General features: G+C 50.4%; 14 protein-coding genes. 1 reads left to right on the top strand and 13 read right to left on the bottom strand.

Annotated elements, in window-relative coordinates:
* The 13 genes from AC3DOM_RS09035 to mraZ all read right to left on the bottom strand — a co-directional run.
* Nucleotides 1-493: FAD-binding protein (locus AC3DOM_RS09035; RefSeq protein ID WP_487918715.1), on the bottom strand; the 493-nt coding region annotated here is incomplete at its 3' end.
* Between the two features lie 31 nt (nt 494-524).
* On the bottom strand, nt 525-725 hold the full coding sequence (locus AC3DOM_RS09040) for a hypothetical protein (protein WP_487918716.1): 201 nt from the start codon (nt 723-725) through the stop codon (nt 525-527).
* Between the two features lie 23 nt (nt 726-748).
* Nucleotides 749-2,098 carry a UDP-N-acetylmuramate--L-alanine ligase gene (gene murC / locus AC3DOM_RS09045; protein WP_487918717.1) on the bottom strand — a complete coding sequence of 450 codons (1,350 nt, stop codon included), beginning with the start codon at nt 2,096-2,098 and terminating at the stop codon, nt 749-751.
* A 7-nt stretch (nt 2,099-2,105) separates the two neighbouring features.
* Nucleotides 2,106-2,648, bottom strand: a complete 543-nt coding sequence (locus AC3DOM_RS09050; protein ID WP_487918718.1) for a CvpA family protein — start codon at nt 2,646-2,648, stop codon at nt 2,106-2,108.
* A gap of 6 nt (nt 2,649-2,654) precedes the next feature.
* Nucleotides 2,655-3,743 carry an undecaprenyldiphospho-muramoylpentapeptide beta-N-acetylglucosaminyltransferase gene (murG, locus tag AC3DOM_RS09055; protein WP_487918719.1) on the bottom strand — a complete coding sequence of 363 codons (1,089 nt, stop codon included), beginning with the start codon at nt 3,741-3,743 and terminating at the stop codon, nt 2,655-2,657.
* Nucleotides 3,679-4,908: an FtsW/RodA/SpoVE family cell cycle protein gene (locus AC3DOM_RS09060; protein ID WP_487918720.1), complete on the bottom strand. Its 1,230-nt coding sequence runs from the start codon at nt 4,906-4,908 to the stop codon at nt 3,679-3,681. Before AC3DOM_RS09060 ends, murG begins: the two co-directional genes overlap by 65 nt.
* Nucleotides 4,887-6,272 carry a UDP-N-acetylmuramoyl-L-alanine--D-glutamate ligase gene (murD, locus tag AC3DOM_RS09065; protein ID WP_487918721.1) on the bottom strand — a complete coding sequence of 462 codons (1,386 nt, stop codon included), beginning with the start codon at nt 6,270-6,272 and terminating at the stop codon, nt 4,887-4,889. Before murD ends, AC3DOM_RS09060 begins: the two co-directional genes overlap by 22 nt.
* Before the next feature lie 2 nt (nt 6,273-6,274).
* Nucleotides 6,275-7,267, bottom strand: a complete 993-nt coding sequence (gene mraY, locus AC3DOM_RS09070; protein ID WP_487918722.1) for a phospho-N-acetylmuramoyl-pentapeptide-transferase — start codon at nt 7,265-7,267, stop codon at nt 6,275-6,277.
* Entirely contained in the window at nt 7,264-8,685 is a 1,422-nt protein-coding gene (locus AC3DOM_RS09075; protein WP_487918723.1) for a UDP-N-acetylmuramoyl-tripeptide--D-alanyl-D-alanine ligase, read from the bottom strand. Before AC3DOM_RS09075 ends, mraY begins: the two co-directional genes overlap by 4 nt.
* Before the next feature lie 9 nt (nt 8,686-8,694).
* On the bottom strand, nt 8,695-10,458 hold the full coding sequence (locus AC3DOM_RS09080; protein WP_487918724.1) for a peptidoglycan D,D-transpeptidase FtsI family protein: 1,764 nt from the start codon (nt 10,456-10,458) through the stop codon (nt 8,695-8,697).
* Nucleotides 10,455-10,904 (bottom strand): hypothetical protein, encoded by a 450-nt coding sequence (locus AC3DOM_RS09085; protein ID WP_487918725.1) that lies wholly within the window; start codon nt 10,902-10,904, stop codon nt 10,455-10,457. Before AC3DOM_RS09085 ends, AC3DOM_RS09080 begins: the two co-directional genes overlap by 4 nt.
* 2 nt (nt 10,905-10,906) lie before the next feature.
* Nucleotides 10,907-11,833: a 16S rRNA (cytosine(1402)-N(4))-methyltransferase RsmH gene (gene rsmH / locus AC3DOM_RS09090; RefSeq protein ID WP_487918726.1), complete on the bottom strand. Its 927-nt coding sequence runs from the start codon at nt 11,831-11,833 to the stop codon at nt 10,907-10,909.
* A 1-nt stretch (nt 11,834) separates the two neighbouring features.
* On the bottom strand, nt 11,835-12,272 hold the full coding sequence (gene mraZ, locus AC3DOM_RS09095) for a division/cell wall cluster transcriptional repressor MraZ (protein ID WP_487918727.1): 438 nt from the start codon (nt 12,270-12,272) through the stop codon (nt 11,835-11,837).
* Nucleotides 12,273-12,444: 172 nt separating this feature from the next.
* On the opposite strand from mraZ, the gene galK reads away from it, so the two are divergent.
* Nucleotides 12,445-13,584 (top strand): galactokinase, encoded by a 1,140-nt coding sequence (gene galK / locus AC3DOM_RS09100; RefSeq protein ID WP_487918728.1) that lies wholly within the window; start codon nt 12,445-12,447, stop codon nt 13,582-13,584.
* The last annotated feature ends 146 nt before the right edge of the window (nt 13,585-13,730 follow it).

The raw sequence follows: 13,730 nt of genomic DNA on the forward strand, positions 1-13,730 counted from the left end.
ATTCTTCCTGCCCGTGTCGGGTCAGTAAATCGGCGCTGCGTAAACTCCCGGCCATATCGCCGCCAAAAGCGCCTGCATTGCCATAGACTGCACCGCCTACTGTACCTGGGACGGTAGCTGCCCATTCAAGCCCTGCGAAACCACGTGTTGCGGCCTGATTGGCTAATTTGCTCATTGTCACACCCGATTCTGCCCAAACGACGGGATTCTCGCCTTCGTTGAAGCGAATTCCCTTGGCTTTATTGAGTAGAACGACACCGCGGAAACCCGCATCGCCAATGAGGAGATTTGATCCGCCACCAAGCAGAAGATAGGGCATTTCCATTTCCCAAAGTTGGGAGAGGCTTTCAACCAATTCATCTGCTGAGTGGACGACAATCAGCGCATCTGCCATCCCGCCAATCCGCGCAGAGGTATAAGCTGCCAGAGAGATGTTCTCTTGCAGGCGTTCGCCAAAGACAGTACGGAGGGTAGGGATAGCTAGTTTTTTCATATTTTTTTACTCAATCAGGATTGAGCTTTGATCAATCCTTTTTAATGATATGGTCAATCAAACGATGGACCATGTCAGAGTCCTGGAAAAGGAGCTTTCTGGCGTTGTTTGATACTTTCCTGAAATTCAGCTCGCCTGGGATTGGCTCCGGAATATCACTTAACACCATAGTGATTGGTGGCAACCCCATCACGTCGGTATCCATCTTACGAAACTCTTGATCCTTCTTCATCTTCATTCTCCTTTTCTTCTTTATCAAGAAGATACTTGGGCTTTCTCTGATAATGCTTTCAACACCTTTTTGCTGATCTCAATCGCATCTCCAGCAGAGAGGATGATCAGCACATCGTTGGGGTGAAGATTTTCAATCAAATAATTGCCTGTCTCGTTCAAATCCGCGATAAATCTTGCTGAAGGGTTTTTCATCGCTGCGACAACTTCTGCGGAAGAGAAATCCTGTTTGGCCTCGCGAGAGGCGTAAATTTCGGTCACAATGGTCTCGTCAGCATCGTTGAAGGCTTGGGAAAATTCATCAAAGAGCATCTGTGTACGCGAGTAGGTATGTGGCTGCCAAACTGCCCAGATGCGTGCCCTCGGGTGGCGGGCGCGGGCACCTGCCAGGGTTGCCCGGATTTCGGTCGGGTGGTGCGCATAATCATCGTAAATGGTGATTCCATTGACGCTGCCGATCATCTCAAAACGACGTCCAGTGCCGGAATAGTCGCCCAACGCTCTCGCAGCATTCTCAAGCGACAACCCCTGATATTCGACCACCTTCAAAACGGCCAGCGCATTCAACACATTATGTTTGCCAGGCACTTGCAAGGAAATGTGATTATTTTGGAAATAAAAGTCAAATCCGCCTGTGGTATTGGGCTGCAAATTTTCTACATCGTTCAAGCTGTAGGCCAGCGTATTGATATTGGCTTGCTGTGCTTCTTTAATTAAATCTGCCGCGCCCCAGTCGTCTCCACATGCGATCAAAACACCATTTTCGGGAATTAACCGGATAAATTCCACAAACGCAGCCCGGAAACTCTCAGCGGTGGGGTAAATGTCGGGATGGTCATGTTCGAGGTTGGTGACAATGCCAATGGTTGGTTTCAAGCCCAGGAACATGCGGTCGTACTCGTCGGCTTCGATGACAAAGGTTTTTCCCGTACCAGCATGGGCGTTGACGTTGAGACCGTTGATCACACCACCAACGATAAATGATGGATCTTGCTGGAGTTCGGTCAGTGTCCAGGCCATCATCGCGGTGGTGGATGTTTTCCCATGCGTTCCGGCTATGGCGATACCGATTTTTTCTTCCATCAGGCGGCCTAGAAAATCTGACCTTTTGTAAACGGGGATCCCCGCTTCGAGAGCAGCCTGCACCTCAGGGTTTGCATCCGGGATGGCAGACGAACGGACGATCAGATCTGCTCCCCTGATCTGGGCAGCTTCGTGCCCGATATGGACAGTGATCCCAATTGCACGCAGATCATCGACAAAAGGCGATTGGTCGCGGTCTGAACCCGTGACCGTATATCCGCTCTCCTGAAGGAGGCGGGCGATCGCGGAAAGTCCGCTGCCCCCAATGCCGATGAAGTGTGCGTGTGTCATAATATTCCTAGATGTAAACTACAATAATAAAGACGAATGCAATAATGACCGCAAAATAGATTCCCGGCTCACCAAGTGAATAGGGCGGCATCCATTTCATCAGGCGGGTGATTTCAGTTGTAATCCCTGCCGCCAAATCTGGATGGGGGGGGTAAAAAATATTGGGAAAAGGATATTGAGCTTCATTGAGATACGCCCAGAGAGTACCAACGACCAAATAACCGTTGATCGCACCCATTACCGCACCAAAGAGGGCATCCTGCAATTTCTCCTTGCGCGCTTTCCCTGAAAGAGCCCCGATGCTGGCGACAGTTTGGTAGCCAAAATAGACCAATGCAATAGTGATCCAGGTTCGGATCCAGAAGAAAGCAATATCTGTGGTGGGCAGATTCATAATCATGGGGACATATTTTCTGAGCAGGTAATTTAACGCTAAGGCCAGGATCACACTAAAACTAACCAAAAGCTCTTTTGCCCAGCCGCGCATTGCACCAATGATGGCAAATAAAATTACATACATCCAGAAAATATAAACAAGACTGATAACCATAATTATTTATCTCTTTCCGGCTAAAGCCAGCAATTCTGCAGCGATTTCCTGTGCAGCTTGCGGGCGGGCCAATTTTTTCATGGCAGTGCGCATGCCGTTCAGCTTTTGCGGATTTTGAAGTAACTCTTCCACAAGGGGAACCAAACTTTCTTCCAGGTTCTCATCTCTAACCATGATCGCCCCACCCTTTTTCCTCAGGTATTCGGCATTTACCTTTTGGTAACGCCAGGCGTAGGGGTACGGAACGAGGAGTGCAGGCAATCCAAAAAGTGGAAATTCACCAAGAGATGATGCACCTGCACGGGATACCGCCAAATCAGCCGCTGCCAACGCCGCACCCATATCCTCATGGAGATAGTCGAAGGCGTGATACCTTTGGGCTTGCTCCCGATTTAAGGAATTTCGCGCGGCTTCGACTTTTTTCCAATCCAACTTTCCGCTGATATGGACGATCTGTACCCGCTCAAGCAGGGCGGGGAGGTTGGCGAGGAGGGCATTATTTATCGAGCGGGCACCTTTGCTGCCGCCAAAAACCAGCAAGACCGGTTCATCTGTCTGCAAACCAAGTTTTTTCCGAGCTGTGGCCTGATCCCATTTAGCTAATTGGTTGCGGACGGGATACCCTGTGGTCACGATGCGATCTTTTTGCGAGAAGTAAGCGGAAGAAGCCGGGGCGGTGACTGTAATCCGGTGGGCGAACCAGGCTAAGGCCTTGAGCGCGAGTCCAGGCTCAATATCGGGGACATAGAGAAGGCTCGGAGTACGGAACCCAGCCACAGCCATCGGGACAGCCACATATCCACCGGTAAAGAAGAGCACCTCTGGCTTGAAATCACGTAGAATGCGAATGGACGCCTTCACACCACGCAATAAGCGGAGTAAATTGCCGGGTAGCATGCGCAGACCAACACCATGCACACCAGCAGCCGGGATGGTCGCAAAGGGAATCCCTTGCCGTTCGACGAGGTCGACTTCCATGCCGCCATCGCCGCCAACCCAAAGAAGGTCATGGGAGGTGTTATTCAACATATCAAGAACGGCGAGAGCGGGATAAACCCCGCCGCCCGTTCCGCCTGCGCAAATTAGAAGTCGCACCGAAGGCTCTCCATTCATCTTCTGCTTGTGCACTCTCGCCACGTTGACGAGAGACATTATATAAAATACCGATGGCAGCCAGCGAGGTAACCAGGCTGGAACCGCCCGCGCTCATAAAAGGGAGGGCATTGCCTGCAAAAGGCATCAGGCCGACCAAAACGGTTATATTGATCAGGGCCTCGATCCCGATCCAATAAACCAGTCCCGTTGCCAGCAAGGTCCCTAGCATATCGGGGGCACGGCGGGCGATGACAAGACCTCGCCAAATCATAACGCCGTATAAAAGTATAAGAATTGTCGCGCCCAAAAGGCCAAGTTCTTCTGCCAGGACAGCAAAGATGCTGTCGGTGTGGGGGAAGGGTAAACCGGTAAGCTTGGTGATGCTTTTTCCAATCCCAAGCCCCCAAAAACCGCCATTGATGATTGCCTCAAGTGACCGTTTAACATGGTACGAAGCCTTGGTTGGATCTAGTAATCCATGCCAATAAAAATCGACGCGTTCCCGTCCAGTTGCGTTGAATTGGACTATGATCCAGGCTACGACCGCAGCAAAAAGCATTAGCATGACGATTTGTTTCTTATCTGCCCCGGCGAGGAAGAAAAGCATACCTCCGAGAATGAAAACCGTGGCAGTTGCGCTCAAATCTGGTTGTAGATAGATCAGGCCGCCGACTATCCCAAGAATGATTCCCAGAGGGATTAAACCCAATTCAGTATTATGAAGCTGGCCCCTTTTTGCATAGAGCCAGACTGCAAGATAAATAATGATGACTAATTTTGCCAACTCTGAAGGCTGGACCGAACCTTGATAGACTGTACGTACAGCGCCAAGGCGGAGCTCGTTGATGAAAAGAACAGCGATCAGTGCGACGATTGTTCCCAACATGGCCAGGATTGAAATCCGTCGCCAGTGGTGATAATCAAGGTGAGAGAACGCAAACGCGACAGCAATACCCACTGCCAGCCAAAGCAATTGCCGTTTGAACATATAACCGGATGCTTCTTCCAAAATTTGCACCGAATAATCAGCACTGGAGGAGTAAAGCATTAACAAGCCAAAGGCAAGCAAGGCAATAATCGTGATCAGCAAGGGCGTATCTCCGCTTTTAACAGAGAGCGACGTGCTGGCTTGAGAACGTTTATTTACGAAAGTTCGAGTACCCATTTTCTGAAACTTTCTCCGCGTTCAGCGAAATCCTTGAATTCATCAAAACTCGTCCCGCCAGGTGAAAGCAAAACGACATCACCCTTTTCAGCAACTTTTGCGGCGGCTTCAACTGCATCTTTAAGTCCAATGCAATGAGAAATAGTATAGGGGCGTTCCCCTTGTCGGTGTCCGCCCAGTGTGGCAGCAATCTTTTGCGCAGCTTCTCCAAATAAAACCACATGGTCCACGCGCTGACGGATCAATTCTGCCAGCGAATTCCAGGGGAGGTTTTTGTCGCGCCCACCCAATACCAGGACAACCGGTTCATCAAAAGAGCGCACGGCTGCCATCGACCGCTCAGGGGCGGTAGCGATTGAGTCGTTGTACCAGGACACACCTTTCCATGTGCGTACCAACTCCAAACGATGTTCAACGCCATAAAAATCTTTCAGGGCGGCTTCCATTGCCTGGGAGGGAATGCCGGCTACAATGGCGATCGTGCAGGCTGCAAGAACATTTTGCACGTTATGGCTGCCGCGCAGTTGAACTGATTTACTTGCGATCAACTGGACATCCATGCGATCATCTCGGAAATAGAAATAATCGGAAAGCGGATATGATCCTGATTCACCCTTGACGAGGGGCTTGCTACCGAAAGTGAATAAAGTGCCGGGAGAGAGATTTCTCATTTCCCACGCACCCTCATCATCTCTGCCGACAATGGCAATATCATCGGCCTTTTGATTTTTTAGAATACGTGCCTTGGCGGCAGTGTAGGCTTCCATCGTTTCGTGACGGTCGAGGTGATTGGGCGTCACATTCAGTACCACAGCGATATCCGGAGAAATACTCATTTGATCCAACTGAAAACTGGATATTTCGAGAATGGCCAGATCATCTTTTTTCATTTCATCCACATAATTCAATAATGGGTCGCCAATATTTCCGCCAATCCAAACCTTTTTTTCTGTTTTGCTGAAATCTTCTTGAGCCATACGCCCAACAAGAGTAGTGGTTGTCGTTTTTCCAGCAGAGCCCGTGATGCCGATCGTGCGGCAGGGAACGACTTCGAGGAAGATCTGGGTATCGTTTGAAAGCGGTATTCCGCGTCGTTGGGCCTCACGAACGATGGGGAGGCTTAGTGGAATCCCGCCTGAGAGACAGACGATGTCTTTGTCATTGAGCAAGCTGGAATAATGTGCGCCCAGCACCCATTCCACCTCCAGATCTACGAGGGAGAATTGTTCTTCCAGCAATTCATTTGACATCCGCTTATCGTTTATAGTCACTACTGCACCGTGATTTGTCAAATAACGCGCCAAAGCCAGCCCTTGACGGGCTGCTCCGAGGATGAGAATTTTTTTGTTGGAATAATCAGTCATGATCACACCAACGCCAATCCAACGCCGAGCATGGCGGCGAGCAGGCTGATCAGCCAGAAACGCTGCACAACCTGTGTTTCGCTCCAGCCGAGTAATTCAAAGTGGAGATGAATTGGTGCCATTTTGAAGAAGCGTTTACCTTTGGTGAGCTTGAAGTAGCCAACCTGAATGATGACACTCAAAGCCTCGCTGACGGGAATAATTGCGATGATCGGGAGGAGGGCCCATTGTCCCGTCATCAAAGCGACGACAGCGAGGGTTGCTCCTAATGAGAGAGAGCCGGTATCACCCATAAAGAGGGAGGCCGGATGAACGTTGAACCATAAAAATCCGAAAAGAGCACCGACAATCGTGAAAGAAAATCTGCCGACAAAAACCTGCCCTTGCAACATAGCGATCCCACCATAGGTGATAAAGGCAGTCGCTGCGATCAACCCCGCCAGCCCATCGAGGCCGTCGGTAAAATTGATCGCGTTGGAGAAGCCGACGATGATAAATGCTGCGACGGGGATATACCAAATACCCAGGCCAAAGACTGCCTGGACGCCCGGCAAAATCAACTCGGGAACCTCGAGCATATATTTTAGAACTGTTGCGGTAATGGTAGCAAGGATGACCTGGATGGCAAATTTTGTTCTGGCGCGCATCCCATCACCACGTCGTTTGCCGCGGACCCCTTCCCAGTCATCCAGCGCACCGAGTAAGGCGTAAGCGAACATGACGATCAGGGGAACGAGAACTGAGCGTCCGGTGGGTTGCATTCCGATGATGGAGACCGCATTGAGCATGACCGTTATCAAAGCAACAGGAAGGATGAACATCACGCCGCCCATGGTCGGTGTTCCCATTTTGACCTGGTGGAAGCCGGGCTCATCCACACGAATGACCTTGCCAATTTTGAAATGGCGCAGGACGCGCAAAAGGGGAGAACCCCAGATGATGGTCATCATGAAGCTCAGTCCGGCGAGACTCAGGGCAAGAGAAATTTGTCTCATTTCTCTGCCTCCAATGCCGCGACGATCCGATCCATGCCCAATCCGCGGGAACCCTTGATGAGCACGATATGTTTATTGGTCAGGTTTTTTTCCAGCCACTCTGTAATAGAGTCTATTTCTTCAAATTCAAGGATGGCTTTTTGAGGCATCCCGGCTTTGCGGGCAGAATCGGCGATGATATGGGCGCGTTTTCCGAGGGTGAGCAAGGTATTGGCGACTTCGGCGGCGCGCAGCCCGACCATTTCATGACCCTGGTGTTCATATTGCCCAAGTTCGAGCATATCGCCGAGAACGGCAACCTTATGTCCATCCAGCTCGTCGAGAAGACCCAGCGCCGCAAGCGTGGATGAAGGAGATGCATTATAGGTATCATCGAGAATTACCGAACCATTTTTACTGCGTGCCGTCACGAGACGGAGTTGAGCACGCCCGTCACGCATCCCACTGACGATCTCCTGCCAGGTCAGTCCTTCGGTGAGGCCAATTGCAGTGGTACGCAATGCAGTGTGGACTGAATGTCTCCCAATCAGCGGGATGTGCATATGCAAGGTTTCGTGTTTATAGTGCAAGCGGAAGCGGATACCATCCAGCCCGAGGCCTTCAATCTGGTCTGCCCAGAGATCAGCTTCGGAGCTAAGCCCGTAGAAGAAAACACGAGCCTTGGTCATTTTAGCCATTTCCCGGACCCAGATATCATCGTAATTTAATATAGCGACACCCTCAGGGGCCGGAGGCAGCGCTTCGACCAATTCGGCTTTTCCACGCGCAATGGCTTCCTGTGAACCAGCCCGCTCAGCGTGGACAGTGCCAATATTGGTCACAACACCGACTTGCGGTTTTGCGATCTGGCAAAGAAAATCGATTTCGCCGGGTACATAGAATCCCATTTCAAGGATGGCACGCTCATGATCGGAGCGCAGCCCCAAAATTGTCAGGGGCAGACCAATTTCATTGTTCAGATTGCCGAAATTTTTCAGAGTTTTGTAGCGGCGTCCCAGTGTTTGGGCGGCGAGTTCTTTTGTTGTGGATTTGCCCACACTTCCGGTGATACCGATCACGCGCAGATCAAGTTTGCTCCGCCAGAAACGGGCAATCTCCTGTAATGCGACGATGGTATTGTCCACGAGCAGGCAAAGCGGCGCATCCAGTTCTCCCATTTCTGTTTGAGAAAGCTCGCTGCGCAGGTCAAGTGTGGCGAAATCACCCTTTATTTCGTGTTGAATGAGGGCAAAGGAAGCACCTTTTGAGAAAGCATCTGCGACAAAATCATGTCCATCCACATTTTCACCAGGGATGGCAATAAATAATGACTCTGCGCGGGCTAGGCGCGAGTCGATTACCGCATGAGGTATTGCGGCAGTCGCCTTTTGCGGTCGGGGCTGATTTAGCGCTTCGAGTATGTCTGCAATCCTAAGCACAAGGTTTCCTTATTGTCCTGAAACGAATTGCTGGCGAATCATATCCGGAGGAATATTCAACAGCATGGTGGTATCTTCTGCTACCTGGGCAAAAACCGGGGCGGCAGTATATGAAGCCCAGCTGGATGAAGTTGGTTTTTCAAGCCAAACATAGATCATGAATTGAGGGTCATCTACAGGTCCCCAGCCGATAAAGGAGGCATTGGTCTCATCGTCGGAGTACCAACCGTATTCTGTAGGGATTTGGGCAGTGCCGGTCTTTCCGGCCAAACGATAACCGGGGATAAGGGCTTCAGAATTTCCGTCTGCCAAAGAATTTGCCAGCATTTCATTAAGTGTTCGGGCAGTTTCTCTTGAGATCGGTCTGCCGGCATCTTGTGGGGGAAAATTATATTGTTTCTCGTCGCGTACCATTCCGTACAAAATATGCGGGGTGACCATTTTTCCTTCATTGGCAATTGCAGAAGCCGCCATCATCATTTGGATGGGGGTTGTCGAAATGCCTTGCCCAAAGGAGTTCGTAGCGAGATCAACGGGATACCAATCTGCATCGCCCGGGATCTTGAGCCTGCCACCGGCCTCTCCACTTAGATCAATACCAGTTGGATGCCCGATTCCGAAGCGTGACATATATTGATAGAAATTATCCGTTCCTATATCAACTGCGATCCACGCCAGGCAAACGTTAAGGGAATTTTGGAGGCAGCCAGTCATATCTTGCACGCCCCAGGCTCCCTGATCCCAATTTTGGATATTTGTTCCCCCAAACGAGAAGATGCCTGTATCTATATAAGTTGTACCTGGCGAAACAACTCCCAGGTCAAGGGCGGCAGCCATTGTCAGGATTTTGAAGACCGACCCAGGTTCATAGGGCATATTAATCGCCCGGTTATATTCGCTGGCGTTGTTGAAGACCTGGTAATATTCAGAAAAGTTTGAGAGATCAAGCCGGGGTGTGGAGGCCATTGCCAGTATTTCGCCATTCTTTGGATCCATGACGATTATTGTCCCGGCCTGCGCGCCGTAGTCATAAAGCGATTGATCGAGGGTGGCCTCGGTAGCAGCTTGTAATTCCCGGTCGATGGTCAGAATAAGGGTTGCTCCATCGGGGACCTGGGGGATTTCCTCAACCCGATTTGGATCTGCGGGAACCCAAACCTGAACTGGAATTCCGGCGAGGAGATCGTTATATTTTTCTTCGATCCCAAAAAAGCCGCGCCCGGATTGGTTTACAAAGCCGATCACATTGGAGGCAATTGTCTCTTCAGGATAGCTACGGCCGAGATGATCCCTGAAGGTCAGCCCGGCGAGATCATCTTGCCCTTGATGGGGGTTATTTTGAATTTCTTCCTCAAATTCACCTTGAATTCGCTTGAGATTATCTGCTGCCTCCGTTGAGACATAATCTGTCAATCTCAGATAGATTTGCTCTTCACCGGCATTATTGATTGCACTCAGTATCTTGAAATAGTCCAGATCAAGGACAGTGGAGAGAACGGTAGCGATACTTTGCGGATTATTGACTTGCTCCAGAGTCACACCTACTTCAACAACATTATGATTCCCGGCAAGAAGTTTGCCATTGCGGTCATAGATTTCACCTCTCGCAGGGTAAACCGTTTCCAGCCATCCCTTATTTCCTTCAGCAATATCACGAATGCCAGCACCATCCACACTGATTTGGATGCGTACTATTTGCAGGATGATCAAAACTCCGATTAATATGAAAAAGCTTGCTATGGAGAGAGAGCGCCAGGCGTATTCTTTTCTCATCGAAAACCGCCTCTTTGGACTTGCGATTCAAACCAATCGAAAAGGGATTGGGAGTATTTAGCCGATAGGGAAAGAGTATTAATGCTCTGGTCCGCGTTAGTAGCAAGGGTAATTGGTTGCCGGCCGTCGTAACCAGGAACGAGGATATAGTGAGTTTCCCCGACAGTGGCAAGTTGAAAGTCGAGCGCATCGCTACGCCCACTGATTGCCTCATGAGACAGGAGGCCTGCCAACTCTGTTTTGAGATTGGCGTTTTCTTGATTGCCAAGGCTGATATGCCTCTCTAACGTTTGAATTTCTCGGGCAACAAGCGTAGAGCGTGAGGAAACACTTAGATAAAGGGCGGCGATCATACTGGCACCAACAATGGCAAGCAAAACTGCGCCGGCCTTTTGGCGGCGGATTCTCCAAGGAGCTTGCTGAATGCGGTGATTGAAGATCTTCATATTTATCCAGAAATTCTTTCGGCAATTCTAAGACGCGCGCTGCGGGCACGCGAATTTTGGGCAATTTCCTCGTCACCGGGACGAATCGGTTTGCGAACGATTTCTTTGATGCTCGCCTTATGCTCGCAGGTGCATATCGGTTGACGCGGCGGGCAAATGCAATCCCGGCTTTCGTGGCGAAAATATTGTTTCACCAATCTGTCTTCCAATGAGTGGAAGGAGATGATTGCCAACCTCCCGCCTGGGGCGAGAGCCTGCACTGCTTGTGGCAGCACTTTTTCGATTGTGCCCAGTTCGTCGTTAACAGCGATGCGTAAGGCCTGAAATGTTCGGGTTGCGGGGTGTACGCGCATCCCTTTACGGGGTAGTAATTTTTCTATAAGGGAAGCAAGTTGACCCGTCGTGTGGATCGGTCGCTCCCTGAGAATGGCTTTGGAAATTCGCCGAGCGGCGCGTTCTTCACCATAACGAAAGATTATTTCTGCCAGTTCTGCTTCGCTGTAGGTGTTGATCAGATCGGCTGCGCTTTGTGGTTGAGCAGGGTCAAAACGCATGTCGAGTGGGGCGTCTTCCCGAAAGGAAAAACCACGTTTCGGGGTGTCAAATTGCATTGACGAGGCGCCCAGATCAAGAACGATACCGTTGACCAAAGGCCATTGGATATCCTGAAGTATTTCACTCAGTCTTGTATAAGATCGTTGCAAAAGAAGGCTGCGTCGCTCGTGAGGAGCCAAGGTCTCACGAGCGAGCGCAAGCGCTTGGGGGTCAACATCAATCCCCAGCAACTTTCCTTCTGGTTTGGAAGCATTCAGAATGCCAAGGGCATGTCCACCCGCTCCCAAAGTACAGTCAACGTAGTAGCCCTTGTTTTTGGGCTGCAACGCTTGCATGATCTCATGGTAAAGTACGGGTTGGTGCGCCGCACCCATCTCAGCTGCCCGAGAGGTCGAGGGCGGAAAAGCGTTCGATGTTGGCTTCAGCGTTTGCCAGGGTGTTCATTTGCTCATCCCATAAGGAGGGGAGCCAGATCTCAAAATACTCGCCTTGCCCGGCAACAGTTGTATTCGATTCGATTTGGGCAAATTGGCGTAAATCTTGGGGTAAATTGATGCGCCCAACTTTGTCAGGAGTGATAGAATAAGCATTAGCAAAGAAGAGACGACGCAATTCACGGGTGGCAGGATCGGCCAGGTTCATTCCGTTGATGCGTTCGTAAACGGCTTCAAAATAATCCATCGTCATCACCATCAGGCAGCGATCAAAGCCACGCGTGATGAACCCGCCTTCTTCCAGGCCATCCCGGAAGCGGGCTGGGACAATAAGCCGTCCTTTTGTATCGAGAGAATGTTGATATTGGCCTAAGAACATTTGTTCTTTATTCCTTTTAACAGACAAACGCCGGAGTTACCGGCGTTCTGGGAGATGTGGGTTTCCCTCCACTTCGTCCCACTTTCCTCCACATTCTACAGTATTTGATGTTAAATGACAAGTAGTACCTTTGACCCCCCTCCACCCCATAAAAGTACTGTGATGCTACCCCATGAATCATCCCAAAACCCTGTTTAATGACTTTGAAATGCAATTTGAAGATGCGCCTGCCTATATTATTCGGGCTCCCGGGCGTGTAAATCTCCTTGGTGAGCATACTGATTACAACGACGGGTTTGTCCTTCCAATGGCAATTGACCGTGTGGTTTGGATCGCCTTTCACCCCCGTGAAGACCAGCAGGTAAATATTTACGCAATAAACTTTGATGAAAGGCTCTCTTTCTCGCTCGATCATCTGGAGAAAGACGCAGGCTGGATGGAATATATCAAGGGTGTTGCCAATGCTTTGATCACTGAAAACTTCCCATTAAAGGGATGGGATGGAGTTATGGTTGGCGATGTACCTGTGGGCGCGGGACTTTCTTCCTCGGCTGCGGTGGAGATCGCTGCCACACGCGCCTTTTCACTTGCCTCCGGTTGGGAATGGGATCCGCGGCGAATGGCGCAAGTCGGCCAGCGCGCTGAAATTGAGTGGGTCGGGGTCAACTCCGGGATCATGGACCAAATGGTCAGCGCAGCCGCCATTGCGGGGCACGCTCTTTTTCTGGATACGCGTTCGCTGGAGTATGAGCATGTTCCTCTCCCAAAAGATGTCGCCGTGGTCGTCATGGATACCTCCACGCGGCGGGGCCTGGTCAGCTCGGCCTATAATACGCGCCGGGAAGAGTGTGAGCAGGCGGCAGAAATCCTGGGAGTGAAAGCCCTCCGCGATGCGGACCTGGAAGCGCTAATCGAGAAGAAAAATGAAATGAGTGAGTTCGTCTTCCGCCGCGCAAAACATGTTATCAGTGAGAATCAGCGTGTTCTGGATGCAATTGCTGCTTTCCAAAAAGATGACATCAAAACTGTGGGGAGGCTATTTAACGAGAGCCATCACAGCCTGCGGGATGATTTTGAAGTCACGAATGACGCGTTAAACTGGATCGTGGAGATCGCCCAGTCGCAGCTCGGATGTTTTGGGGCACGGATGACCGGGGCAGGTTTTGGCGGCGCGGCGATTGCATTGGTGGACGAGAAAGCCGTCGGAGAGTTTAAAAAAGCTGTTGAAGAGGGGTATAAGCAGAAATCAGGGATGGATGCAGTGATCTATATCTGTGAGGCCAGCGCAGGGGTTTCGGTTGAGAAAATCTGACCTGCAATAAACACGTTCCATCCCGAGGGGGATGCAATTTTCCAAGATTCCCAATAAATAAATAGCAGCAGCCCTTGATAGGGCTGTTTTTATGAAGCCACCTTTGAAGCCTGGGTAACGATAGAATAATCATATTACATTAATGT

The organism is Candidatus Desulfolinea nitratireducens (assembly GCF_982879505.1).

Excerpts from the sequence above, each read along its gene's own strand:
- AC3DOM_RS09040 (WP_487918716.1), bottom strand. The coding sequence starts at position 725 with ATGAAGAAGGATCAAGAGTTTCGTAAGATGGATACCGACGTGATGGGG.
- murC (WP_487918717.1), bottom strand. The coding sequence starts at position 2,098 with ATGACACACGCACACTTCATCGGCATTGGGGGCAGCGGACTTTCCGCG.
- AC3DOM_RS09050 (WP_487918718.1), bottom strand. The coding sequence starts at position 2,648 with ATGGTTATCAGTCTTGTTTATATTTTCTGGATGTATGTAATTTTATTT.
- AC3DOM_RS09060 (WP_487918720.1), bottom strand. The coding sequence starts at position 4,908 with ATGGGTACTCGAACTTTCGTAAATAAACGTTCTCAAGCCAGCACGTCG.
- murD (WP_487918721.1), bottom strand. The coding sequence starts at position 6,272 with ATGACTGATTATTCCAACAAAAAAATTCTCATCCTCGGAGCAGCCCGT.
- mraY (WP_487918722.1), bottom strand. The coding sequence starts at position 7,267 with ATGAGACAAATTTCTCTTGCCCTGAGTCTCGCCGGACTGAGCTTCATG.
- AC3DOM_RS09080 (WP_487918724.1), bottom strand. The coding sequence starts at position 10,458 with ATGAGAAAAGAATACGCCTGGCGCTCTCTCTCCATAGCAAGCTTTTTC.
- AC3DOM_RS09085 (WP_487918725.1), bottom strand. The coding sequence starts at position 10,904 with ATGAAGATCTTCAATCACCGCATTCAGCAAGCTCCTTGGAGAATCCGC.
- rsmH (WP_487918726.1), bottom strand. The coding sequence starts at position 11,833 with ATGGGTGCGGCGCACCAACCCGTACTTTACCATGAGATCATGCAAGCG.
- mraZ (WP_487918727.1), bottom strand. The coding sequence starts at position 12,272 with ATGTTCTTAGGCCAATATCAACATTCTCTCGATACAAAAGGACGGCTT.
- galK (WP_487918728.1), top strand. The coding sequence starts at position 12,445 with ATGAATCATCCCAAAACCCTGTTTAATGACTTTGAAATGCAATTTGAA.